The sequence below is a fragment of the Pseudomonas linyingensis genome (genome assembly GCF_900109175.1).
Classification (GTDB): domain Bacteria; phylum Pseudomonadota; class Gammaproteobacteria; order Pseudomonadales; family Pseudomonadaceae; genus Geopseudomonas; species Geopseudomonas linyingensis.
The window spans coordinates 133,879-156,154 of sequence record NZ_FNZE01000002.1; the positions used below are offsets into that span (position 1 = coordinate 133,879).

19 protein-coding genes are annotated in these 22,276 nt (G+C 67.9%); 11 read left to right on the top strand and 8 right to left on the bottom strand.

What is annotated here, in order from left to right; translation table 11 throughout:
• Nucleotides 1-27: 27 nt before the first annotated feature.
• Together hpaR and BMZ19_RS03100 are read left to right on the top strand one after the other, a co-directional pair.
• On the top strand, nucleotides 28-483 hold the full coding sequence (gene hpaR, locus BMZ19_RS03095) for a homoprotocatechuate degradation operon regulator HpaR (RefSeq protein ID WP_090307344.1): 456 nt from the start codon (nucleotides 28-30) through the stop codon (nucleotides 481-483).
• A 175-nt stretch (nucleotides 484-658) separates the two neighbouring features.
• On the top strand, nucleotides 659-1,093 hold the full coding sequence (locus BMZ19_RS03100; RefSeq protein ID WP_090306707.1) for a GlcG/HbpS family heme-binding protein: 435 nt from the start codon (nucleotides 659-661) through the stop codon (nucleotides 1,091-1,093).
• Between the two features lie 126 nt (nucleotides 1,094-1,219).
• On the opposite strand, the gene tfpB is transcribed toward BMZ19_RS03100, so the two are convergent.
• Together tfpB and BMZ19_RS03110 are read right to left on the bottom strand one after the other, a co-directional pair.
• The gene (gene tfpB / locus BMZ19_RS03105; protein WP_090306710.1) at nucleotides 1,220-3,004 is read right to left on the bottom strand and encodes a type IV pilus assembly ATPase TfpB; all 1,785 of its coding nucleotides are present in this window, start codon (nucleotides 3,002-3,004) and stop codon (nucleotides 1,220-1,222) included.
• Between the two features lie 139 nt (nucleotides 3,005-3,143).
• Nucleotides 3,144-4,508, bottom strand: coding sequence for a CYTH domain-containing protein (locus BMZ19_RS03110; RefSeq protein ID WP_090306714.1), 1,365 nt, complete (start codon nucleotides 4,506-4,508; stop codon nucleotides 3,144-3,146).
• A 113-nt stretch (nucleotides 4,509-4,621) separates the two neighbouring features.
• On the opposite strand from BMZ19_RS03110, the gene BMZ19_RS03115 reads away from it, so the two are divergent.
• From BMZ19_RS03115 to argA, 4 genes are all read left to right on the top strand, one after another.
• Nucleotides 4,622-5,299 carry a TIGR00153 family protein gene (locus tag BMZ19_RS03115; RefSeq protein ID WP_090306716.1) on the top strand — a complete coding sequence of 226 codons (678 nt, stop codon included), beginning with the start codon at nucleotides 4,622-4,624 and terminating at the stop codon, nucleotides 5,297-5,299.
• A 37-nt stretch (nucleotides 5,300-5,336) separates the two neighbouring features.
• On the top strand, nucleotides 5,337-6,602 hold the full coding sequence (locus BMZ19_RS03120) for an inorganic phosphate transporter (protein WP_090306719.1): 1,266 nt from the start codon (nucleotides 5,337-5,339) through the stop codon (nucleotides 6,600-6,602).
• A gap of 96 nt (nucleotides 6,603-6,698) precedes the next feature.
• Nucleotides 6,699-7,856 (top strand): acetylornithine deacetylase, encoded by a 1,158-nt coding sequence (gene argE / locus BMZ19_RS03125; RefSeq protein ID WP_090306721.1) that lies wholly within the window; start codon nucleotides 6,699-6,701, stop codon nucleotides 7,854-7,856.
• Between the two features lie 172 nt (nucleotides 7,857-8,028).
• Nucleotides 8,029-9,330, top strand: coding sequence for an amino-acid N-acetyltransferase (gene argA / locus BMZ19_RS03130; protein ID WP_090306724.1), 1,302 nt, complete (start codon nucleotides 8,029-8,031; stop codon nucleotides 9,328-9,330).
• Between the two features lie 70 nt (nucleotides 9,331-9,400).
• On the opposite strand, the gene gshA is transcribed toward argA, so the two are convergent.
• From gshA to BMZ19_RS03145, 3 genes are all read right to left on the bottom strand, one after another.
• The gene (gene gshA / locus BMZ19_RS03135; RefSeq protein ID WP_090306727.1) at nucleotides 9,401-10,981 is read right to left on the bottom strand and encodes a glutamate--cysteine ligase; all 1,581 of its coding nucleotides are present in this window, start codon (nucleotides 10,979-10,981) and stop codon (nucleotides 9,401-9,403) included.
• A 161-nt stretch (nucleotides 10,982-11,142) separates the two neighbouring features.
• On the bottom strand, nucleotides 11,143-11,526 hold the full coding sequence (locus tag BMZ19_RS03140) for a PaaI family thioesterase (RefSeq protein WP_090306729.1): 384 nt from the start codon (nucleotides 11,524-11,526) through the stop codon (nucleotides 11,143-11,145).
• Nucleotide 11,527: 1 nt separating this feature from the next.
• Nucleotides 11,528-13,858 carry a Tex family protein gene (locus BMZ19_RS03145; RefSeq protein ID WP_090306731.1) on the bottom strand — a complete coding sequence of 777 codons (2,331 nt, stop codon included), beginning with the start codon at nucleotides 13,856-13,858 and terminating at the stop codon, nucleotides 11,528-11,530.
• Nucleotides 13,859-14,035: 177 nt separating this feature from the next.
• Between BMZ19_RS03145 and ompR the strand changes: the two genes are divergently transcribed.
• Both ompR and BMZ19_RS03155 read left to right on the top strand, forming a co-directional pair.
• Nucleotides 14,036-14,779 (top strand): osmolarity response regulator transcription factor OmpR, encoded by a 744-nt coding sequence (gene ompR, locus BMZ19_RS03150; protein ID WP_090306734.1) that lies wholly within the window; start codon nucleotides 14,036-14,038, stop codon nucleotides 14,777-14,779.
• A complete protein-coding gene (locus tag BMZ19_RS03155; protein WP_090306736.1) occupies nucleotides 14,776-16,089 on the top strand; it encodes an ATP-binding protein in 1,314 nt (437 codons plus the stop codon). Before ompR ends, BMZ19_RS03155 begins: the two co-directional genes overlap by 4 nt.
• Here the strand turns inward: BMZ19_RS03155 and rimK are convergent.
• The 3 genes from rimK to BMZ19_RS03170 all read right to left on the bottom strand — a co-directional run bounded on the left by rimK (nucleotide 16,086) and on the right by BMZ19_RS03170 (nucleotide 18,820).
• The gene (rimK, locus tag BMZ19_RS03160; RefSeq protein ID WP_090306739.1) at nucleotides 16,086-16,991 is read right to left on the bottom strand and encodes a 30S ribosomal protein S6--L-glutamate ligase; all 906 of its coding nucleotides are present in this window, start codon (nucleotides 16,989-16,991) and stop codon (nucleotides 16,086-16,088) included. The two genes, BMZ19_RS03155 and rimK, sit on opposite strands and share 4 nt — an antisense overlap.
• Nucleotides 16,988-17,467 carry a retropepsin-like aspartic endopeptidase RimB gene (rimB, locus tag BMZ19_RS03165; RefSeq protein WP_090306741.1) on the bottom strand — a complete coding sequence of 160 codons (480 nt, stop codon included), beginning with the start codon at nucleotides 17,465-17,467 and terminating at the stop codon, nucleotides 16,988-16,990. Before rimB ends, rimK begins: the two co-directional genes overlap by 4 nt.
• Nucleotides 17,468-17,533: 66 nt before the next feature.
• Nucleotides 17,534-18,820: a diguanylate cyclase gene (locus tag BMZ19_RS03170; protein ID WP_425287158.1), complete on the bottom strand. Its 1,287-nt coding sequence runs from the start codon at nucleotides 18,818-18,820 to the stop codon at nucleotides 17,534-17,536.
• 364 nt (nucleotides 18,821-19,184) lie between these two features.
• Between BMZ19_RS03170 and BMZ19_RS03175 the strand changes: the two genes are divergently transcribed.
• From BMZ19_RS03175 to BMZ19_RS03185, 3 genes are all read left to right on the top strand, one after another.
• Nucleotides 19,185-19,577, top strand: a complete 393-nt coding sequence (locus BMZ19_RS03175; protein ID WP_090306748.1) for an RNA-binding S4 domain-containing protein — start codon at nucleotides 19,185-19,187, stop codon at nucleotides 19,575-19,577.
• A 113-nt stretch (nucleotides 19,578-19,690) separates the two neighbouring features.
• Entirely contained in the window at nucleotides 19,691-20,578 is an 888-nt protein-coding gene (gene hslO, locus BMZ19_RS03180) for an Hsp33 family molecular chaperone HslO (RefSeq protein WP_090306751.1), read from the top strand.
• Between the two features lie 123 nt (nucleotides 20,579-20,701).
• Nucleotides 20,702-22,246, top strand: a complete 1,545-nt coding sequence (locus tag BMZ19_RS03185) for a phosphoenolpyruvate carboxykinase (RefSeq protein ID WP_090306753.1) — start codon at nucleotides 20,702-20,704, stop codon at nucleotides 22,244-22,246.
• The last annotated feature ends 30 nt before the right edge of the window (nucleotides 22,247-22,276 follow it).

The window sequence follows — 22,276 nt, forward strand, 5'->3', positions numbered from 1 at the left end:
CGTTTGCGTAGGAACATCATGGCCTCCATGCCCAAGCAAGACCCCTCACTGACCCTGGCCCTGTTGCAGGCGCGCGAAGCGGCGATGAGCTTCTTCCGGCCGTTGCTCAACCAGCACGATCTGACCGAGCAACAGTGGCGGGTGATCCGCATCCTCAGCCAGTACCCGCACGGCGAGCTGGAAAGCCACCAGCTGGCGGAGATGGCCTGCATCCTGCGCCCGAGCATGACCGGCGTGCTGATGCGCCTCGAGCGTGACGGCCTGGTGCGACGCTGGAAGCCGGCCAGCGACCAGCGCCGCCTGTGCGTCAGCCTGACCCCCAAGGGTGTCGAGCTGTTCGAGGAAATGAGCGGTGAGATGAGCCGCCAATACAAGGAAATCCAGCGCCAGTTCGGCCCGGAGAATTTCCAGACCCTGATGCGTCTGCTCCAGGAACTGGGCAAGGTCACCCCCGGCGCGCAGCCCGGCCGCAAGAGCGCCTGAGGCTGCCCGCCGCCGCAGGCATTGCTTGAGGTCTGGTTCCAGATGCCGGCGCACCAGCAGCCCTGCCGGCGATTGCCTTGCCTGCCGCTCGCCTGCTAGCTTCCCCCGCCAGACCGGCCCGCACCGGTCGCGGTCTTCGACTCCCGAAAACAACAACTCATCCGCGAGGTGTCCGATGTTGCGCAACCAACTGTCCCTGTCCCTGGATCTGGCCCTGCTGGCGCTGCCGGCGGTGCTCGCCGAAGCCCGCAATCTGAAAGTGCGCGTCAGCGTGTCGATCGTCGATGCGAGCGGCCAGCTGATCCACTTGGCGCACATGGACGGCGCACCGGCGCCGAGCCGCGACATCGCCCTCGACAAGGCCTGGACCGCCACCGGCTTCGGCGTCGCCACCAGCGCCTGGGAAGAGCGCCTGGCCGGTATGCCGGCCAGCGTGCGCGACGGCCTGCTGCAGCGCCCGCGTCTGGCGATGTTCGGCGGCGGCGTGCCGGTCAAGGTCGAGGGTGCCGTGGTCGGCGCCATCGGCGTGTCCGGCGCCACCGCCGAGCAGGACGAGCAGTGCGCCCAGGCGGGCGTCGATGCCATCCTCGCGGCGCTGAATCAGGCTTAAGCGGCGAGCCCGTCGACGGCTCAGCTGGGAGGTCCGCCTCCGGGGCGAAATTCTTGGCCTCGGAGCGGGCCTGCGGCCCGTGTCGCCGCGAGGTCGCGCCTCCAGCAGGCGACTCCCGGGAAGCCCCTACCTCTGTTCGCTCTGCGGCGTTACCCGCAGGATTTCCTCCACCGTGGTCTGCCCGCTGGCGATCTTCTGCGCGCCGGACAGGCGCAGGCTGCGCATGCCTTCCTTGAACGCCTGGCGGCGCAGGGCGGGCAGGTCGGTGTCGGCCTGGATGTGCTGCTTGACGCTCTCCGACAGCAGCAGAATCTCGTATACCCCGGCGCGGCCGCGGTAGCCGGTGTCGCGGCACTCGTTGCAGCCCACCGCGCGCATGGCGCTGGCCGGTGGCGGCGCATTCCACGGCCGGGTCAGCTCCTGCCAGTCGCCCGCCTCGATGGTGTGCGGCGCCTTGCAGTGCGGGCACAGGGTGCGCACCAGGCGCTGGGCCATCACGCCGAGCACGGTGGCCTTGATCAGGTAATGCGGCACGCCCAGCTCGAGCAGGCGGGTGATGGCGCTGGGCGCGTCGTTGGTGTGCAGGGTGGATAGCACCAGGTGACCGGTCAGCGCCGCCTGGATGGCCATCTCGGCGGTCTCGAGGTCGCGGATCTCGCCGACCATGATGATGTCCGGGTCCTGGCGCATCAGCGCGCGCACGCCGCTGGCGAAGCTCAGCTCGATGTTGTGCTGCACCTGCATCTGGTTGAACGCCGGCTCGATCATCTCGATCGGGTCCTCGATGGTGCAGACGTTCACCTCCTCGGTGGCCAGCTGCTTGAGGGTGGTGTACAGCGTGGTGGTCTTGCCCGAGCCGGTGGGGCCGGTGACCAGGATGATGCCGTTGGGCTGACCGGTCATGCTCCGCCAGCGCTTGAGGTCGTCGGCCGAGAAGCCCAGCTGGTCGAAGCCCTTGAGCAGCACCTCGGGGTCGAAGATACGCATCACCAGCTTCTCGCCGAAGGCGGTGGGCAGGGTGGACAGGCGCAGTTCGATCTCGCCGCCGTCGGGGGCCTTGGTCTTCACCCGACCGTCCTGCGGCTTGCGCTTCTCCGCCACGTTCATCCGCCCCAGGCTCTTCAGCCGGCTGACGATGGCCATGGTGACCTGCGGCGGGAACTGGTAGACATTGTGCAGCACGCCATCGATGCGAAAGCGCACGGTACCCTGCTCGCGGCGCGGCTCGATGTGGATGTCGCTGGCGCGCTGCTGGAAGGCGTACTGGAACAGCCAGTCGACGATGTTGACGATGTGCGCGTCGTTGGCGTCCGGCTCCTGATCCTGCGCGCCGAGGTTGAGCAGCTGCTCGAAGTTGCCAACCCCGCTGATCTTCTGCTCGTTGCCCGAGGCGCCGCTGACCGAGCGCGCCAGGCGGTAGAACTCGGTGGTGAAGCGCTGGATGTCCGCCGGGTTGGCCACCACCCGCTGGATCGGCCGCTTGAGCACATGGGTGAGGTTGGCTTCCCAGCTGCTGACGAACGGCTGCGCGCTGGCGATGGTCACCGCCTCGCTGTTCACCGCCACGGCGAGGATCTTGTGGCGCTGGGCGAAGGCGTAGGACATCAGCGGGGTGACCGCGGCGACGTCGATCTTCAGCGGGTCGATGCGCAGGTAGGGCTGCTGGGCGGCGGCCGCCAGCCACTGGGTGAGGGTTTCCAGGTCCAGCTTGCGCCCGGGATGGGCGTGGTCGTCGAGCTGCTGAGCGGCAAGAAATTCCAGCGGATGCTGCTGGGTGTCCAGCGAACTGCGGCGGATGGCCAGGCACTGCTCGGCGCTGTCCTGCTCGAGGCGACCCTGGCTGACCAGCTCGCGCAGCAGGTCGTTGAGGTCGATCCAGCGATCCTGGGCGGGGGTGGTGAAGGCGGTCATCGGATTCCTCGGGCAAGCGGTCGGCGCGAGGGGCAAGCTTGCCGGGAAATGTACGGGCTGTCGCCGGGGTGGATCATGTTTCGGATCGGCGAGGCCGCCAGTTGCCCCGCTCTCGCGTGGCAACTGGCGGGCGTGTGGCTTACTTCAGCGCCTTCCAGCCCTTGGTCATGAACACGGTCAGTGCCTGGGCGGTGCGCGCTGCCAGCAGCTCGTCTTCGCCGAGCGGGCGGTTGGCCAGTTCGGCCAGCTTGTTCAGCTCGCCGTACAGGCGGTCGGCTTCCGGGATGTCCAGCACGCTGCGCGCCAGGCGCAGCCAGACCAGCATGCGCTCCAGGCGCGGCAGCTGTTCGGCGAGGTCTTCCGGTTGGCGTTGGTAGCGGTCCAGTTGCAGGGCGGCGGCCTCCTCGGCGAGGAAGCGCTGCAGCCAGCGGCCGATGCTGGCGGCACCGATGCGTGCGCCGCGCTCGTTGCGCTTTTCCGTCCAGGCGCGGGTCAGCAGCCAGCGCGAGGCCTGCAGGGAGAACAGCCCCCAGCGCGGTTCGTCCAGTTCGGCGGCGAACTGCTCCGGGGTGGCCTGGCGCACGCTGTCGTCATCCTGGCCGGCCTGCACGTGCGGGCGCCAGTCCTCGAGCAGGGCATCCAGAGCCTCGCGCAGCTCGCGGGAGCTGGCGCGCGGCGCCGCCTGGCCGAGGCTGCCGAGCAGGGCGCGCAGGTCGATCAGCTGGGCCAGCCACTGTTCGAGCAGTTTCCAGTGGCCGTTGAAGCGGTACTGCTCGGCCAGGCGCTGGCTGTTGCCCAGCAGTTGCCAGGCCAGCGCGGCGAAGGCGTCGTCCAACGGCATGGCGGCATCGAGCGCCGGCTCCGGCAAGCTGACGCTGTAGCAGGACGGATCGAACAACCGGTAGCCGCGCTCGGCCTTGCTGATGTCGCAGGGCATCAGCGCCAGCTTGGCGGCCAGCTCGATGGCCAGCTCCAGCAGCGCGGCGGGATCGCCCTCGCGCAGCTCCAGCTCCAGCTCGCAGATTTCCTCGTGCTGCTTGCCGGCGATCACCTTGCCGAGATCCAGCGCCGCCTCGATCACCACCTTGGCCTTGCCGCGGCCCCAGGCGATCTCGGCCTTGTCGCGGACGAAGTCGGTGGTGAAGATCGGCTTGAGGGTCTTCTTGTCCAGCTCGGCCAGTTCGGCCGGCCAGCACTCGTCGGTCAGCTTCTTCAGGTCCAGCTTGTTCTTGTCCAGCGGCCAGTCCCACTCGTTGCGCTCGGACAGTCCGGCGATGCTCTGCCCGCGGCCCTTCAGCGTCTGGATGAACTGCTCGCCGTCGCGGCGCAGGCGCAGGGCGACTTTGGCCTGGGCCAGCTCGCGGCTGGGGGTGTCGAAGTACTGGTTGAACAGCTCGCAGTGCTGCCAGCCGCTCTTGTTGCGCTTCTTCAGCAGCGGGTGCTCGCGCAGGGCGGTGAGGGTGGCGCGGCTGGCGCGCAGCTTGATTTCGGTTTCTTTGACCATGACTGGCGGGTCCTGCCCTTATCAGACAACTGTGACAACAAAATGAGAGCGCGCTGGCGGGGCTGCGGGGGGCGGCTTTATAATCGGGATCCTTTTCAACAGGGTTTTACCCCATGCCGATCAATCCCTTCGTCAGCCTGTTTGGCCGTTCCCCGATCGGGCCGATGCAGCAGCACATTGCCAAGGCACACGAATGTGCGGCGAACCTCCTGCCGTTTTTCCAGGCCGTCGTCGCCGAGGACTGGCCGCGGGTGGAAGAGATTCAGCAGGAGATGTCACGCCTGGAGCAGGAAGCCGACAAGCTCAAGAAGAGCGTGCGTATCCACCTGCCGAAAAGCCTGTTCCTGCCGGTGCCACGCTCGGATCTGCTCGAGCTGCTCAGTGTACAGGACAAAGTCGCCAACCGCGCCAAGGACATCGCCGGCCTGATGCTGGGCCGCCAGATGACCATCCCGCACGCCCTGCAGCCGCTGATGCTGGCCTACGTGCAGCGCACCGTCGACGCCAGCGCCCAGGCGCTGAAGGCGATGAACGAGCTGGACGAGCTGCTCGAGACGGGCTTCGGCGGTCGCGAGGCGACCCTGGTGGAGAACATGGTCGAGGAGCTGGAAATCATCGAACAGGACACTGACCGCATCCAGATCGAAGTGCGTCGCACCCTGTTCAAGCTGGAGAAGGAACTGCCGCCGGTCGACGTGATGTTCCTCTACCAGATCATCGAATGGATCGGCGATGTGGCCGACCGTGCCGAGCGGGTCGGCAATCGTCTGGAGCAACTGCTGGCGCGCTGAGCGGCGGCAATCTGTCTAGGATCAACGAGAACTTCCTATGTCTCTTATCGCGGATTACGGCTTCGTACTCCTGGTGCTCGCCTGTGCCTTCGGTTTCTTCATGGCCTGGGGTGTGGGCGCCAACGACGTGGCCAACGCCATGGGCACCTCGGTCGGCTCACGCGCGCTGACCATCAAGCAGGCGATCTTCATCGCCATGGTCTTCGAGTTCTGCGGCGCCTACCTGGCCGGCGGCGAAGTCACCGAAACCATCAAGAACGGCATCGTCGATGCCGAGGTCATCTCTCCCGACCTGATGGTGCTGGGCATGATGTCGGCGCTGCTGGCAGCCGGCACCTGGCTGATGGTGGCCACCGCCAAGGGCTGGCCGGTGTCCACCACCCACTCGATCATCGGCGCGGTGATCGGCTTCGCCGCGGTCGGCGTGTCGATGGATGCGGTGCAGTGGAGCGCCATCGGCCCGATCGTCGCCAGTTGGGTGATCACCCCGTTCCTCTCCGGCCTGGTCGCCTTCGGCCTGTTCATGAGCGTGCAGAGGCTGATCATCGACACCGATGAGCCGTTCCGCAACGCCAAGCGCTTCGTGCCCGTCTACATGTTCCTCACCGGCTTCATGGTCGCGCTGATGACGGTGACCAAGGGCCTCAAGCATGTCGGCCTGCACCTCAGCAGCGGTCAGGGCATCCTGCTGGCGGTCGGCATCGGTGTGCTGGTGATGCTGGTCGGCATCGCCATCCTCAGTCGCATCCAGGTGGATGCCGAGGCGGACAAGGGCTTCCACTACGCCAGCGTGGAGAAGGTGTTCGCCGTGCTGATGGTGTTCACCGCCTGCTCGATGGCCTTCGCCCACGGCGCCAACGACGTGGCCAATGCGGTCGGCCCGCTGGCCGGTATCGTCGGCGTGATCCAGTCCGGCGGCGACATGGCGGTCGGCGCCAAGTCGGCGGTGCCGGGCTGGGTGCTGCTGCTCGGTGCCGTCGGCATCGTCATCGGCCTGGCCACCTACGGCTACAAGGTGATCGCCACCATCGGCAAGGAAATCACCGAGCTGACCCCCAGCCGCGGCTTCGCCGCCGAGCTGGCCACCGCGTCCACCGTGGTCGGCGCCTCGGCCATCGGCCTGCCGGTGTCCACCACCCACACCCTGGTCGGCGCGGTGCTCGGCATCGGCATGGCCCGCGGCATCGGCGCGCTGAACCTCGGCGTGATCGGCAAGATCTTCATGTCGTGGATCATCACCCTGCCGGCTGGCGCGATCCTCGCCATCATCTTCTTCACCATCCTCAAGGCGATCTTCGTCTGAGGCCGGCCGCCGCGACCGTCCTGGCGGGCGGTCGCGGCGGTTTCCCCCTCGGGCCACCCGGCCTATCATGCAAGGCACTGTTTCCGGAGTGCCGCCATGCCCCTTCCCAGTCTCAAGCAGCAGTTCGCCGAACTGATCGCCCTGCCGTCGGTGAGTTGCACCCAGGCGGCCCTCGACCTGCCCAACCGTCCGCTGATCGAGCGCCTGGCCGGCTGGCTGAGCGATCTCGGCTTCGCCTGCGAGATCCAGGACATCGCTCCCGGCAAGTGCAACCTGCTGGCGACCTTCGGCTCCGGCCCCGGCGGCCTGGTGCTGGCCGGCCACAGCGATACCGTGCCTTTCGATGCCGCGCTGTGGAAGTGCGACCCGCTGCAGCTCACCGAGCGCGACGACCGCTGGTACGGTCTGGGCAGCTGCGACATGAAGGGCTTCTTCCCGCTGATCATCGAGGCCGTGCGCCCGCTGCTCGATCAGCCGTTCCGCCAGCCGCTGCTGATCCTCGCCACCTGCGACGAGGAAAGCTCGATGAGCGGTGCCCGCGCCCTGGCCGAGGCCGGCCGTCCGCTGGGCCGCGCCGCGGTGATCGGCGAGCCGACCGGCCTCAAGCCGATCCGCCTGCACAAGGGGGTGATGATGGAGCGCATCGACATCCATGGGCAGAGCGGCCACTCCTCCGATCCGTCGCTGGGACGTAGCGCGCTGGAAGCCATGCACGCAGCCATCGGCGAGCTGCTCACCCTGCGCGGCCAGTGGCAGCGCGAGTACAACAACCCGCTGTTCAACGTGCCGCAGCCGACGCTGAACCTCGGCTGCATCCACGGCGGCGACAATCCCAACCGCATCTGCGGCCAGTGCGCCCTGGAGTTCGACCTGCGCCCGCTGCCGGGCATGGACCCCGAGCATCTGCGCGCGGCGATCCGCGGCAAGCTGCAGCCGCTGGCCAAGCAGCGCGGCGTGCGCATCGACTACGGCCCGCTGTTCCCCGGCGTACCTCCCTTCGAGCAGGCCGCTGACAGCGAGTTGGTGCGCCTGGCCGAGCGCCTCACCGGCACGGCCGCCGAGGCTGTGGCCTTCGGCACCGAGGCGCCGTATCTGCAACAGCTCGGCTGCGAGACCATCGTCCTCGGCCCCGGCGACATCGCCTGCGCCCACCAGCCGGACGAGTACCTCGACCTTTCGCGCATCGCGCCGTGCGTCGAGCTGCTGCGCGGGCTGATCGGGCATTATTGCCTCGACGCCCAACCGATCCCGTAGGAGCCAGCCTACAGCGCCACTGCCGTCGCGTGTGCAGCGAGCAGGCTGCTGACAGGAGTCTCGGCGTCATGGATGACGCCGTGAAGCCCCATGGATGGGTTCACGACGTCTCCTGACAGTAGACTGCTCGCCGCACCGGCACCTTCAGACGAACACCCCATAGGCCACACCCATGCACGACTACGTCAACTGGCTCCGCCACGCCTCGCCCTACATCAATGCCCACCGCGACCGCACCTTCGTGGTCATGCTGCCGGGCGATGGGGTCGAACATGCCAACTTCGGCAACATCGTCCACGACCTGGTACTGCTGCACAGCCTCGGCGTGCGCCTGGTGCTGGTCCACGGCTCACGCCCGCAGATCGAGGCGCGTCTGGCCGCCCGTGGTCTGCAGCCGCGCTTCCACCATGGCCTGCGGGTCACCGACGGGCCGACCCTGGAGTGCGTGGTCGAGGCGGTCGGCGGCCTGCGCCTCGGCATCGAGGCGCGCCTGTCGATGGACATGGCCGCCTCGCCGATGCAGGGCGCCCGCCTGCGCGTGGTTGGCGGCAACCTGGTCACCGCGCGGCCGATCGGCGTGGTCGACGGCGTCGACTACCAGCACACCGGCGAAGTGCGGCGAATCGACCGCAAGGGCATCGAGCGCCTGCTCGACGAGCGGCGCATCGTCCTGCTGTCGTCGGTCGGCTACTCGCCCACCGGGGAGATCTTCAACCTGGCCTGCGAGGACGTGGCGCAGAGCGCGGCCATCGAACTGCAGGCCGACAAGCTGATCCTGTTCGGTGCCGAGCGCGGCGTGCTCGACGATGCCGGCCAACTGGTGCGCGAGCTGCGCCCGCAGCAGGTGCCGGCGCATCTGGCCCGTCTCGGCGGCGACTACCAGGGTGAGCTGCTGGACGCCGCTGCCCAGGCCTGCCGTGGCGGCGTGCGGCGCAGCCACATCGTCAGCTACGGCCAGGACGGCGCGCTGCTGAACGAACTGTTCACCCGCGAGGGCGCCGGCACCCTGGTCGCCCAGGAGCAGTTCGAGCAGTTGCGCGAGGCCGGTATCGACGACGTCGGTGGTCTGCTCGAACTGATCCGCCCGCTGGAGGAGCAGGGCATCCTGGTGCGCCGTTCGCGCGAGGTGCTCGAGCGCGAGATCGGCCAGTTCAGCATCGTCGAGCGCGAGGGCCTGATCATCGCCTGCGCCGCGCTCTACCCGGTGCCGGATTCCGACTGGGGCGAGCTGGCCTGCCTGGCCGTGCACCCCGAATACCGCCAGGGCGGCCGCGGCGACGACCTGCTCGCCCGCATCGAACAGCGCGCCCGCGCCCAGGGCATCAAGACCCTGTTCGTGCTCACCACCCGCACCGCCCACTGGTTCCAGGAACGCGGCTTCAAGCCGAGCAGCGTCGAGCGCCTGCCGGCGGCGCGCGCCTCGCTGTACAACTTCCAGAGGCAGTCGAAGGTGTTCGAGAAGCCGCTGCTGTGAAGCAAAGAGGGCGGGCGCTCCGCTGGGAGGCCCGCCCTCGGGGCGATCGCGTGGGCTACCGCGCCCGGCGTTACGCGCTCGGCTCGATAGCCGCCATGTAGCGCTCGACGAACTCCTCGAAGCTGCCCTGCTGTTCCTGCTCCAGCTGTGCCTGGGCGGCCAGCGAGTCGCGGGCGGACTGGGTGAAGGCGGCCTGGCTTTCGGCATCCAGCGGCCGGCTGCGGAACCAGGCTGCGTGGCGTTCGGACTGGCGCTGGGCGAAGGCGAAGAAGCTGAGATTGTCCTCGCGCAGGCTGCGCAGCACCCGCGCCGACGGGGTCAGGCTGGGATCCTCCAGCTTGGCGCGCTGGGCGTTGAGGGCAAGCTGGTGCAGGTCGCTGCCGTGGGCGGTGTCGAGCAGGGCCGCGCAGGCCTCGATGCGCTCGAGCAGTTCCAGTCCCCAGGCGGTCAGCTCGCGTGCTTCGCCGTGCTGCTGCAGGGCGAGACCCGGCTTGCGGCCTTCCTTGACGGTCAGGGCGAAGTTGCTGGTGCACTCGCGGCACTCGTCGCCGGCCATGTTCGGGCTGTCTTCCAGGGCGCAGTAGAGCAGGAAGGCGTCGAGGAAACGGGCGGCGACCAGGTCGATGCCCAGCGGCAGGAACGGGTCGATGTCCAGGCAGCGCACTTCGACGTACTGCACGCCGCGCGCGCCGAGGGCCTGGATCGGTCGTTCGCCGGAGTTGGCCACGCGTTTGGGGCGGATGCTCGAGTAGAACTCGTTCTCGATCTGCAGCACGTTGGTGTTGAGTTGCTGCCACTCGCCGTCTTTTTGCAGGCCGATGGCCTCGTAGGGCGGGTAGGGCGTCGACACCGCCTGGCGCAGGCTGGCCAGGTAGCTGTCGAGGTCGTTGTAGCAGGGGCGCAGGCTGGCCTGGGCGTTGTTCTGGTAGCCCAGGTCGCTCATCCGCAGGCTGGTCGCCCAGGGCAGGTACAGGGTGCCCTCGCCAAGGGTTTCCAGGTTGTGTTCGCGTTCCTTGAGGAAGCTGGCGCACACCGCCGGCGAGGCGCCGAACAGGTACATCAGCAGCCAGCTGTAGCGGCGGAAGTTGCGGATCAGGGCGACGTAGCGCTCCGACTGCCAGTCCTGTGCCGGGCGGCTGTCGCCTTCCGCTTGCTGCAGCAGCGGCCACAACGCTTCGGGCAGGGAGAAGTTGTAGTGGATGCCGGCGATGCACTGCATGGCCTTGCCGTAGCGCACCGCCAGGCCCTTGCGGTAGACGTGCTTGATCCGGCCGATATGGCTGCTGCCGTATTCGGCGATCGGGATGTCGGCCTCGGCCGGCAGCTTGCACGGCATCGAGTGGGTCCACAGCAGCTCCTCGCCCATTTGGGCGTAGGCGAAGCGGTGGATGGCGTCCAGCTCGTCGAGGCTGCGCGCCGGGTCTTCCTCGGCGGCGGTGATGAACTCCAGCAGCGCCTCGGAATAGTCGGTGGTGATCTGTGCGTGGGTCAGCGCCGAGCCCAGCGCCTGCGGGTGCGGGGTCAGCGCCAGGTGGCCGGCGGGATCGACGCGCAGGCTTTCCTTCTCCAGGCCGTGGCGGCAGTGGCGCAGCAGGTCGCGCTGTTCGGCACTGTCGAGCAGGGCCAGGCGGCGGGAAAGTAGATCGCTCAAAAGTCGGATTCCTGTTGGCATTGTGTGCGCACTATGGGGGCGACGGGCGGTAGTCTCAAGGGGCGAGGCCGGCGGGAGCGGATTTATCAGCGATGACCGCCAGAGGTCATCGCAACTAAATTGGCTCCTGCCGGGGCAGGCTTGCCTTTATCCGGGGAAGACTAGACCAGCATGAAGGTGCCCTGGGCGCGCGCCACCAGGGCGTCGCCCTGGCGCACCTCGGCCTCCACCACCAAGGTGCGGCTGCCGTGGTGGATCACCTTCGCCTGGCAGAGCACTTCGCCTTCGTCGATGGCGCGCATGTAGTTGATCTTGCACTCCACGGTGACGCTGTGGCGGTCGAAGCCGTGGGCGCTGGAGCAGGCCAGCCCCATGGCGATGTCGACCAGGCTGAAGATCGCCCCGCCGTGCAGCTTGCCGGCGCGGTTGCGCAGCTCGGGCTTGAGTGCCAGGCGCACCTCGGCCTCGCCGTCGTCCAGGCGGGTCAGTTCGCTGCCGAGCAGGTGGCTGAAGGCGCTGGTGGTCACTTCGCGTACGTCGGTCATCTCAGCGCTTCTTGATCTGCTTGGCGTTGGCGAACAGTGCGGCCATGCCCGGGTTGCTCGGCGCCGGCTTGTCCTGGCTGGAATGGCGCTCGCTGCGCGGCGCGTTGCCGGGCTTGCCGCCACCACGGGATTGCCCGCCACGGGGGCCATCGACCTTCTCGCCGGGGGTGTCGCCCATGCGCATCGACAGGCCGACGCGGTTGCGCGGGATGTCCACCTCCATGACCTTGACCTTGACGATGTCGCCGGCCTTGACCACCTCGTAGGGATCCTTGACGAACTTCTCCGACAGCGCGCTGATGTGCACCAGGCCGTCCTGGTGCACGCCGATGTCGACGAAGGCGCCGAAGTTGGTGACGTTGGTCACCACGCCTTCCAGCATCATGCCGGGCACCAGGTCCTTGAGGCTCTCGACGCCTTCCTGGAACTCGGCGGTCTTGAACTCCGGGCGCGGGTCGCGGCCGGGCTTGTCGAGTTCCTTGAGGATGTCGGTGACGGTCGGCAGGCCGAAGCTCTCGTCGGTGAACTTGGCCGGGTCGAGGCGCTTGAGGAAGCCCGAGTCGCCGATCAGCGAGCGTATGTCGCGGCCGGTATCGGCGGCGATGCGCTTGACCAGCGGGTAGGTCTCCGGGTGCACCGCCGAGGCGTCCAGCGGGTTGTCGCCGTTCATCACGCGCAGGAAGCCGGCCGCCAGCTCGAAGGTCTTGTCGCCCAGGCGCGGCACCTTCTTCAGCGCCGCGCGCGAGGCGAAGGCGCCGTTGGCATCGCGGAACTGCACGATGTTCTGCGCCAGGGTCGCGTTGAGGCCGGAGATGCGCGCCAGCAGGGCGGCGGAGGCGGTGTTGACGTCGACGCCGACGGCGTTCACGCAGTCCTCGACCACCGCGTCCAGCGAACGGGCCAGCTTGAGCTGGGAGACGTCGTGCTGGTACTGGCCGACGCCGATGGCCTTGGGCTCGATCTTCACCAGCTCGGCCAGCGGGTCCTGCAGGCGGCGGGCGATGGATACCGCGCCGCGGATCGATACGTCTAGGTCGGGGAATTCCTTGGCGGCCAGCTCGGAGGCCGAATACACCGAGGCGCCGGCTTCGCTGACCATGACCTTGGTGAGCTTGAGGCCGGGCACCTGCTTGATCAGGTCGGCGGCCAGCTTGTCGCTCTCGCGGCTGGCGGTGCCGTTGCCGATGGCGATCAGCTCGACCTGGTGCTTGGCGCACAGGCGGGCCAGCACGGCCAGGGTGCCGTCCCAGTCGTTGCGCGGTGCGTGCGGGTAGACGGTGGCGGTGTCCAGCAGCTTGCCGGTGGCATCCACCACGGCGACCTTGCAGCCGGTGCGCAGGCCGGGGTCGAGGCCTAGGGTGCAGCGCGGGCCGGCCGGCGCGGAGAGCAGCAGGTCGTGCAGGTTGCGGGCGAACACGTTGATCGCCTCGCTCTCGGCGGCCTCGCGCAGCTCGCCGAGCAGGTCGGTTTCCAGGTGGGTGTACAGCTTGACCTTCCAGGTCCAGCGCACCACCTCGGCCAGCCATTTGTCGGCGGCGCGGCCGCGGTTCTCGATGGCGAAGCGCTCGGCGATCATGCCTTCGCACGGATGCATGCTCCCCGGCAGCTCTTCGCCGACCTTCAGGCTGGCGCTCAGCACGCCCTCGTTGCGGCCGCGGAAGATCGCCAGGGCGCGGTGCGACGGCACGCCCTTGAGCATTTCGTCGTGCTCGAAGTAGTCGCTGAACTTGGCGCCTTCCTGCTCCTTGCCGGCGACCAGGCGCGCGCTGAGGGTGGCGTTGTCCTTGAGGAAGCCGCGCAGCTTGGCCAGCAGGTCGGCGTCCTCGGCGAAGCGCTCCATGAGGATGTACTTGGCGCCGTCGAGCACCGCCTTGACGTCGGCGAAGCCCTTGTCGGCATCGACGAAGCGCGCCGCTTCGCGCTCCGGGTCCAGCGCCGGGTCGGCGAACAGCGCATCGGCCAGCTCGCCGAGGCCTGCCTCCAGGGCGATCTGGCCCTTGGTGCGGCGCTTCTGCTTGTAGGGCAGGTAGAGGTCTTCCAGGCGCGTCTTGGTGTCGGCCAGGTTGATCTCGCGGGCCAGTTCGGCGGTCAGCTTGCCCTGTTCCTCGATGCTGGCGAGGATCGAGGCGCGACGCTCGTCCAGCTCGCGCAGGTAGCGCAGGCGCTCTTCGAGGGTGCGCAACTGGGTGTCGTCGAGGCTGCCGGTCACTTCCTTGCGGTAGCGGGCGATAAAGGGCACGGTCGAGCCTTCGTCGAGCAGCGCCACGGCGGCGGCGACCTGTTGCGGGCGGACGCCGAGTTCCTCGGCGATGCGGGCGTTGATGCTGTCCATATGACTTCCTGCTGGTGCGGGGGAAGGTGGCCGGGAGGCCGCAAAGGGCCGGATTATACCCAGCGGCCCGTTTCTGGCGAGGCGCAGGGCGGGCCGGGGGAAAAATCTGCTAACAATGGCTGTACATGGCGCTGCCGCGGCTGCGCCATAATCGGCCGATATTTTCGAGGACTCCCGATGAACAGCACTGCCAGCAGCCAGCCGGAAGGCGAAAAAATCCTCATCGTCGACGACGACGTGCGTCTGCGCCGCCTGCTCGAGCGCTTTCTCGACGAGCAGGGCTACCGCGTCAAGACGGTGGAGAACGTCGAACAGATGGACCGCCTGCTGTCCCGCGAGCTGTTCAACCTGGTGGTGCTCGACCTGATGCTGCCCGGCGAGGATGGCCTGTCCGCCTGCCACCGCCTGCGCGAGCAGGGCAACCGCATGCCGATCATCATGCTCACCGCCAAGGGCGACGAGGCCAGCCGCATCCAGGGGCTGGAGCAGGGCGCCGACGACTACCTGGCCAAGCCGTTCAACCCGCGCGAGCTGCTGGCGCGCATCCGCGCCGTGCTGCGCCGCCAGGCGCCGGTGGTGCCGGGCGCACCGGGCAGCGAGGAGGAAACGGTGAGCTTCGGCGACTACCAGCTCAACCTCGGCACCCGCGAGCTGAGCCGCGGCGGCGAGGTGCACATGCTCACCACCGGCGAGTTCGCCGTGCTCAAGGCGCTGGTTCAGCACGCCCGCGAGCCGCTGACCCGCGACAAGCTGATGAGCCTGGCGCGCGGCCGCGAGTGGGATGCCCTGGAGCGCTCGATCGACGTGCAGATCTCCCGTCTGCGCCGGCTGATCGAGCCCGATCCCTCCAAGCCGCGCTACATCCAGACGGTGTGGGGTGTCGGCTACGTGTTCGTGCCGGACGGCAGCGCGCGCAAGTGAGAACGCCGGTCTGGTTCCCGCAGAGCGTGTTCGCCCGCATCCTCTGGCTGGTGCTGATCGTCGTGCTGTTCTCCAAGGCGCTGACCCTGGTCTACCTGCTGATGAACGAGGACATGCTGGTCGACCGCCAGTACAGCCACGGTACCGCGCTGACCCTGCGCGCCTACTGGGCGGCCGACCCGGCCTCGCGCGAGGCGATCGCCGCCGCCGCCGGCCTGCGCCAGCTCAAGCAGGACGAGGTGCCGGCCGGTGAGTACCACTGGCCCTACACCGAGGTGCTGCAGGCGCAAATGCGCCAGGAGCTGGGCGAGGACACCGAGCTGCGCATGCGCGCCCAGCGCGCGCCGCGCCTGTGGGTACTGGCGCCGGCGCTCGGTCCGGACTGGGTCGAGGTGCCGTTGTATCCCTATCCGCTCAAGGTGCAGCGCATCTGGAGCGTGCTTGGCTGGTTCCTCGCCATCGGCCTGCTGTCCACCGCGGCGGCCTGGCTGCTGGTACGCCAGCTCAGCCTGCCGCTCAAGCGCCTGGTGTTCGCCGCCCGCCAGGTCGGCCGCGGCCGCAGCGTGCGCCTGCCGGTGAGCGACACGCCGAGCGAGATGACCGAGCTGTACCGCGCCTTCAACCAGATGTCCGCGGACGTCGAGCAGGCCGCCCGCGAGCGCGAGCTGATGCTCGCCGGGGTGTCCCACGACCTGCGCACGCCGCTGACCCGCCTGCGCCTGTCGCTGGAGCTGCTGTCCACCGACAACGAGCTGACCGAGGACATGGTCCGCGACATCGAGGACATGGACGCGATCCTCGACCAGTTCCTCGCCTTCATCCGCGACGGCCGCGACGAGCCGCTCGAGGAGCTCGACCTCAACGAGCTGATCCGCGAGGTGGCGGCGCCGCTCAACCAGAGCGAGGAGCGCGTGCGCCTGTGCCTGGAGCCGCTGCCGGCCATGCCGCTGCGCCGGGTGTCGATCAAGCGCCTGCTCGCCAACCTGATGGAGAACGCCCTGCGCCACGGCGGCAGCGGCGTGGAGGTGTGCGCCAGCCTGTCCGGCGGCGCGGCGGCGCCCTACGTGGTGCTCAGCGTGCTGGACCGTGGCCCGGGCATCGATCCGGCCGAGCTGGGCGACATCTTCAACCCGTTCATCCGCGGCGACCGTGCGCGCAGCAGCAAGGGCACCGGCCTCGGTCTGGCCATCGTCAAGCGCATCGCCGCCCAGCACGGCGGCAGCGTCGAGCTGCGCAACCGCTCCGGCGGCGGCGTGGAGGCGCGGGTGTGTCTGCCGCTGGGGCTGCTGCTGCCGCGGGATGCGGCCTAGCCCCGTCCCTTGGTCCGCGTCTGGTTGGGCCGGGCGTGTTCCTCGATGTGCTGGATGATCATCGCCGCGACGTCGTGACCGGTGGTGGTCTCGATACCTTCCAGGCCCGGCGAGGAGTTGACCTCCATCACCAGCGGGCCGTGGTTGGAGCGCAGGATGTCGACCCCGGCTACGCCCAGGCCCATGGCCTTGGCCGCGCGGATCGCGGTCATGCGCTCCTCGGGGGTGATCTTGATCAGGCTGGCGGTGCCGCCGCGGTGCAGGTTGGAGCGGAACTCGCCGGGCTTGGCCTGGCGCTTCATCGCCGCGATCACCTTGTTGCCGACCACGAAGCAGCGGATGTCGGCGCCGCCGGCCTCCTTGATGTACTCCTGGACCATGATGTTCTGCTTGAGGCCCATGAACGCCTCGATCACCGACTCGGCGGCCTTCGCGGTCTCGCAGAGCACCACGCCGATGCCCTGGGTGCCCTCCAGCACCTTGATCACCAGCGGTGCGCCGCTGACCATGTCGATCAGGTCGGGGATGTCGTCCGGCGAGTGGGCGAAGCCGGTCACCGGCAGGCCGATACCCTTGCGCGACAGCAGCTGCAGCGAGCGCAGCTTGTCGCGTGAGCGGCTGATCGCCACCGACTCGTTGAGCGGGAACACGCCCATCATCTCGAACTGGCGCAGCACCGCGCAGCCATAGAAGGTCACCGAGGCGCCGATGCGCGGGATCACCGCATCGAAGCCTTCCAGTGCGCGGCCGCGGTAGTGGATCTGCGGCTTGTGGCTGGCAATGTTCATGTAGGCGCGCAGGGTGTCGATGACCTCCACCTCGTGCCCGCGCTGGCGACCGGCCTCGACCAGACGACGGGTGGAATACAGACGCGGGTTGCGCGACAGCACAGCGATTTTCATCGGACACCTGAGGGGGTAGTGGGCACCGACAGCAGCGGCTTGCCCTGGACATAAGTAAGCGCGGGGTTGACCACCAGTTGACCGGCGATCAGGGCCTTGGCGCCGAGCAGTACGCGATAGCGCATGGTCTTGCGGCAGGCCAGGGTGAATTCTACAGGCCAATGGCGGTCGCCGAGCACCAGATCGGTGCAAATCACGTAGCGGGTCTGGGTATGGCCGGTGGAGCTGCGGATGGTCTTCATGCTGACCAGCGGCGCCTCGCGCTGGCGCTGGCGGCTCTGCACCAGGCTGCCCAGGTGCGCGGTGAAGCGTACCCAGGGTTGGCCATCGCGCTCGAAGGGCTCGATGTCGCTGGCGTGCAGGGTCGAGGTACCGGCGCCGGTGTCGATCTTGGCGCGCAGGCCGGCCAGGCCCAGCCCGGGCAGGGCGATCCATTCGCGCAGGCCGATCACGGCCAGATGGTCGAAGGTCTTCACGGCGGCTCACTTTCCGGTGGCGATGAACGGCATGGATGGACATTCCCGGAGCAGGGAGGTAGTGGATCAGTCGGCAAAGGCCTCCTCGGCCGGCTTGACGCCGACCCGGTCGCGTCCCCGGTGCTTGGCATCGTACAGCGACTCGTCGGCGCGCTGCATCAGCGTCGCCACCGAGTCGCCGCGCAGTACCGTCGCCAGCCCGGCACTGCTGGTCAGCGGCCGGGGGCAGGGAAAGGCATGGCTGCGGATCTGCTCGAGGATGCGCTCGGCCAGCTGCACGGCCTGGCTCAGGTCGGTCTCGTGGCAGATCACCAGAAACTCCTCGCCGCCCCAGCGACACACGGTGTCCACGCTGCGCAGGCCTTTCTTGAGCAGCTGGGCAAACTCCACTAGCACCTTGTCGCCCATCAGATGGCCCAGCTCGTCGTTGACGGTCTTGAAGTGATCGATGTCCAGCAGAATCACCGACAGCGGCCGGTCGTAGCGCTGGGCGCGGATGATATCCAGGGCAAATGACGAATCGATGGCATGGCGGTTGGGCAGGTCGGTGAGCTGGTCGGTTTCGGCCTGGCACTTGAGCTGGTTGTTCAGTTTGCGCAGGTGGGCCATCCAGGCCAGGCTGGTCGCCAGGATGGCGGCGAGCACCAGGCCCAGCCAGAGGGCGAGGCTGTAGTCGGTGACCACGTCGGTCACCACCTGCATCGACACATGGCGATCGACGATCTGCCGGCGCTCCAGCGGCGTGAGGGTGGCTATGCCCTTGTCGAGGATGTCCCTGAGCGTGGTCTCGGACTTGAGCACGCCCATGCGCAGATGGTTGTCGTAGCCGGGTATCTGCCCGGAAATTTTCAGGTTGAACCAGCCCTCGTGCTTGATGGTGGCGGCCGCGACGATCAGCGAGCGCAGGCTCATGTCGGCCTTGCGCGCCTCCACCAGACCCAGGGCTTCGCGCTCCGACTCGGTTGGCACGATGGTCAGGTTGGGGAAGTCGCGGGCGATGCGTTCGAGCATCGCGGTGCCGCGCGGCAGGGCGATGGTCTTGCCTTGCAGCGCGCCGATGTCGGAGACGAACGGGTGTTCCTCGCGGGTGATGATCACGTTGGGATCGACCAGCAGCGGTTCGGTGAAGATCAGCCACTGGTCGCGCTCGGGCGTGCTGTTGAGGAAGCTCAGCGCCAGACAGTCGCCGGCCTGGGAGGCGGTCAGGCTCTCCTCCCAGGTGTGCGTGGGATGCAGCTGCAGATTGATGCCGGTGCGCTGGCTGACCAGGGCGATGAGGTCGGCCGCCATGCCGGTATGCCGGCCGGACTCGTCGATCAGCTCGAACGGCCACCAGTCGGGATCGATGCACATCGGGACCGTCGGGTGGGCCTGCAGATAGGCGCGTTCCGATTCGCTCAGCTCGACAACCTCGCTGGCTGCCGCCGGTGCCAGCCAGAGCAGGATGAGCAGCGTTGCCAGTCCGCAGCGCAGCGGGCGCCAGGCTTGAAGGGGGGCTGCGCAATGGAGGGGCCGTCGCCTGGCCTCCGGCAGGTGCTCGCTGACCTTGGGCATGTGGGAACTTCCTCGCTGTTCTGCCGTGACCAGGTCGATGCGGGCCTGGGTCATGCCATTATGGTCAACGCCCGGCGTGCCGTCATGTTCTGTGACGGGCTCGACAGCGTTGGGGGTGGCGGCTGCACTCCGCAGGTCGGCCAGCAGTGACACGAGAGAGAGCATGAGCGAGAAAGACGACGACAAGGTGCGCCTGGACAAGTGGCTGTGGGCGGCGCGTTTCTTCAAGACCCGCGCGCTGGCCAAGGCCGCCATCGAGGGCGGCAAGGTGCATTGCCGCGGCGAACGCTGCAAGCCGGCGAAGGAGCCCAGGGTGGGCGACGAGCTGCTGATCCGCAGCGGTTTCGACGAGCGCACGGTGATCATCCGCGCGCTGTCCATGGTCCGCCGCGGCGCGCCCGAGGCGCAGCAACTCTACGAGGAAACCGCCGACAGCATTACCCGCCGCGAGCAGGCCGCGGCGCTGCGCAAGGCCGGCGCCCTGGGCGTGCAGAGCGATGGCCGGCCGAGCAAGAAGCAGCGCCGGCAGATCCATCAGTTCCGCGACGGCCAGTGAGTTGCCGGCGCCCGATAGATTTCACCCGAAGCGGCGATAGACGGACGCCCCTTGGTGGTGTAGGCCGTTTGCGCCTAAAATCGCCGTTTACGAGCAAACCCTGCGGGCCTGGCATGTCAGATTTTTCCCAACGTTTCCTGTTCGACGATACCGATGTGCGCGGCGAACTGGTCGACCTCGAACAGAGTTACGCCGAGGTGCTGGCCAAGCACGCCTACCCCGAGCCGATCGCCCAGCTGCTCGGCGAGATACTTGCCGCGGTGACCCTGCTCAGCGACATCCTCAAGTACGACGGCCTGCTGGTGCTGCAGGCGCGCTCCTCCGGCCCGCTGCCGCTGCTGATGGTCGAATGCTCCAGCGATCGCGAGATTCGCGGCATCGCCCGCTACGAGGCCGAGGCCCTGGGCGAGGCGCGCAGCCTGCGCGAGCTGATGCCCGACGGTGTGCTGACCATGACCGTCGACCCCAAGGTCGGCAAGCGCTACCAGGGCATCGTCAGCCTGGACGGCGAGACCCTCGCCGAGTGCCTGTCCAGCTACTTCGCCATGTCCCAGCAACTGCCCACCCGCTTCTGGCTGAATGCCGACGGTCGCCGTGCCCGCGGCCTGCTGCTGCAGCAGCTGCCGGCCGATCGCCTGACCGATGGTGATGAGCGCGCGGCCAGCTGGGAGCATCTGGTCACCCTGGCCGACACCCTGACCGCCGAGGAACTACTCGGCCTCGACAACGAGACCCTGCTGTATCGCCTGTATCATCAGGAGGTGGTGCGCCTGTTCGACGCCGAGCCGCTGCGCTTCGGCTGCAGCTGTTCGCGCGAGCGCTCGGCCAATGCCCTGGTCAGCCTGGGCGCGGCCGATGCCGCGCAGCTGGTGGAAGAGCAGGGCGGGGCGGTGCAGATCGACTGCCAGTTCTGCAACCAGCGCTACCAGTTCGACGCCGCCGACATTGCCCAGCTGTTCGCCGGTGGCGGCAGCAGCGAGCCGTCGCCAACCCGGCACTGAGTGTTTTTTACCCAAAACCCGACTTTTCTGGCATAATCGCGCGCAATTTTTTCGCTGTAGCGCGCCTATAAAAACCGCTACACAAACGTTTGGAGGACTCGGCCTCAGGCCGACGGGGACCACATGACGCAAGCCAACACTGCCGTGTACACCGACATCAGCACTGCCGAACTGATCGAGCAGGCCATCCAGCGTGGCGAAGGCGAACTCGCCGCCAACGGCTCGCTGGTCGTGCGTACCGGTCACCGTACCGGCCGCTCGCCGATGGACCGCTACATCGTCCAGGAGCAGAGCACCGAGGCCAAGATCGCCTGGGGCAAGATCAACCGTCCGTTCCCGGCCGACAAGTTCGATGCCCTGTGGGATCGCGTCGAAGCCTACCTGGGCGAGCGCAGCCACTTCGTCTCCCACGTGCATGTTGGCTCCGCCGTCGAGCACTACCTGCCGGTGAAGATGAGCACCGAGACCGCCTGGCACAACCTGTTCGGCCGTTGCCTGTTCATCAACCCGGAAACCTTCAACCCGACCGGCAAGGGCGAGTGGCGCATCCTCAACGTGCCGTCGTTCGTCTGCGATCCGGAGCGCGACGGCACCAACTCCGACGGCTGCGTGATCCTCAACTTCGCCGACAAGAAGGTGCTGATCGCCGGCATGCGCTACGCCGGCGAGATGAAGAAGGCCATGTTCTCCGTGCAGAACTTCCTGCTGCCGGAAGCCGACGTGCTGCCGATGCACTGCGCCGCCAACATCGGCGAAGAAGGCGACGTCACCCTGTTCTTCGGCCTGTCCGGCACCGGCAAGACCACCCTGTCCGCCGACCCGAGCCGCTACCTGATCGGCGACGACGAGCACGGCTGGGGCGAGGGTGTGGTGTTCAACATCGAGGGCGGTTGCTATGCCAAGTGCATCGACCTGTCCGAGAAAAACGAGCCGGTGATCTGGAAGGCCATCCAGTTCGGCGCCGTACTGGAAAACGTGGTGCTCGACGAGCGCACCCGCCAGCCTGACTACGCCGACGCCAGCCTGACCCAGAACAGCCGCGCGGCCTACCCGCTGGAGCTGGTCGAGAAGCGCTCGGAGAAGAACCTCGGCGGCGAGCCGAACGCGGTGATCTTCCTGACCTGCGACCTGACCGGCGTACTGCCGCCGGTGTCGATCCTCAACAACGAGCAGGCGGCCTACCACTTCCTGTCCGGCTACACCGCGCTGGTCGGTTCCACCGAGATGGGCAGCGGCGGCGGCATCAAGTCGACCTTCTCCACCTGCTTCGGCGCGCCGTTCTTCCCGCGTCCGGCCGGCGAGTACGCCGAGCTGCTGATCAAGCGCATCAAGGGCTTCGGTTCCAAGGTCTACCTGGTCAACACCGGCTGGACCGGTGGCGGCTACGGCGTCGGCAAGCGCTTCAACATCCCGACCACCCGTGCGGTGATCGCGGCGATCCAGAGCGGCGCACTGGTCGGTGCCGAGACCGAGCACCTGCCGATCATCAACCTGGACGTGCCGAAAGCCGTCGCCGGCGTCGACACCCAGCTGCTCAACCCGCGCAACACTTGGGCCGACAAGAGCGAGTACGACCAGGCCGCCCGCGCCTTGGCCGCGTTGTTCATCGACAACTTCAAGAAGTTCGAAGTGTCCGACGCCATCCGCAGCGCCGGCCCGCAGCTGTAAGCAGCCGCGCTCCGCTGTGAAAAAAACCGC

What these genes read in the sequence shown, in the direction of transcription:
- BMZ19_RS03170 (WP_425287158.1), bottom strand. Translation starts at nt 18,820, where the DNA reads ATGTGCATCGATCCCGACTGGTGGCCGTTCGAGCTGATCGACGAGTCC.
- BMZ19_RS03110 (WP_090306714.1), bottom strand. Translation starts at nt 4,508, where the DNA reads ATGGTCAAAGAAACCGAAATCAAGCTGCGCGCCAGCCGCGCCACCCTC.
- tfpB (WP_090306710.1), bottom strand. Translation starts at nt 3,004, where the DNA reads ATGACCGCCTTCACCACCCCCGCCCAGGATCGCTGGATCGACCTCAAC.
- hpaR (WP_090307344.1), top strand. Translation starts at nt 28, where the DNA reads ATGCCCAAGCAAGACCCCTCACTGACCCTGGCCCTGTTGCAGGCGCGC.
- BMZ19_RS03120 (WP_090306719.1), top strand. Translation starts at nt 5,337, where the DNA reads ATGTCTCTTATCGCGGATTACGGCTTCGTACTCCTGGTGCTCGCCTGT.
- argE (WP_090306721.1), top strand. Translation starts at nt 6,699, where the DNA reads ATGCCCCTTCCCAGTCTCAAGCAGCAGTTCGCCGAACTGATCGCCCTG.
- hslO (WP_090306751.1), top strand. Translation starts at nt 19,691, where the DNA reads ATGTCAGATTTTTCCCAACGTTTCCTGTTCGACGATACCGATGTGCGC.
- BMZ19_RS03145 (WP_090306731.1), bottom strand. Translation starts at nt 13,858, where the DNA reads ATGGACAGCATCAACGCCCGCATCGCCGAGGAACTCGGCGTCCGCCCG.
- BMZ19_RS03175 (WP_090306748.1), top strand. Translation starts at nt 19,185, where the DNA reads ATGAGCGAGAAAGACGACGACAAGGTGCGCCTGGACAAGTGGCTGTGG.
- argA (WP_090306724.1), top strand. Translation starts at nt 8,029, where the DNA reads ATGCACGACTACGTCAACTGGCTCCGCCACGCCTCGCCCTACATCAAT.
- ompR (WP_090306734.1), top strand. Translation starts at nt 14,036, where the DNA reads ATGAACAGCACTGCCAGCAGCCAGCCGGAAGGCGAAAAAATCCTCATC.
- BMZ19_RS03100 (WP_090306707.1), top strand. Translation starts at nt 659, where the DNA reads ATGTTGCGCAACCAACTGTCCCTGTCCCTGGATCTGGCCCTGCTGGCG.
- BMZ19_RS03185 (WP_090306753.1), top strand. Translation starts at nt 20,702, where the DNA reads ATGACGCAAGCCAACACTGCCGTGTACACCGACATCAGCACTGCCGAA.
- BMZ19_RS03140 (WP_090306729.1), bottom strand. Translation starts at nt 11,526, where the DNA reads ATGACCGACGTACGCGAAGTGACCACCAGCGCCTTCAGCCACCTGCTC.
- BMZ19_RS03115 (WP_090306716.1), top strand. Translation starts at nt 4,622, where the DNA reads ATGCCGATCAATCCCTTCGTCAGCCTGTTTGGCCGTTCCCCGATCGGG.
- rimK (WP_090306739.1), bottom strand. Translation starts at nt 16,991, where the DNA reads ATGAAAATCGCTGTGCTGTCGCGCAACCCGCGTCTGTATTCCACCCGT.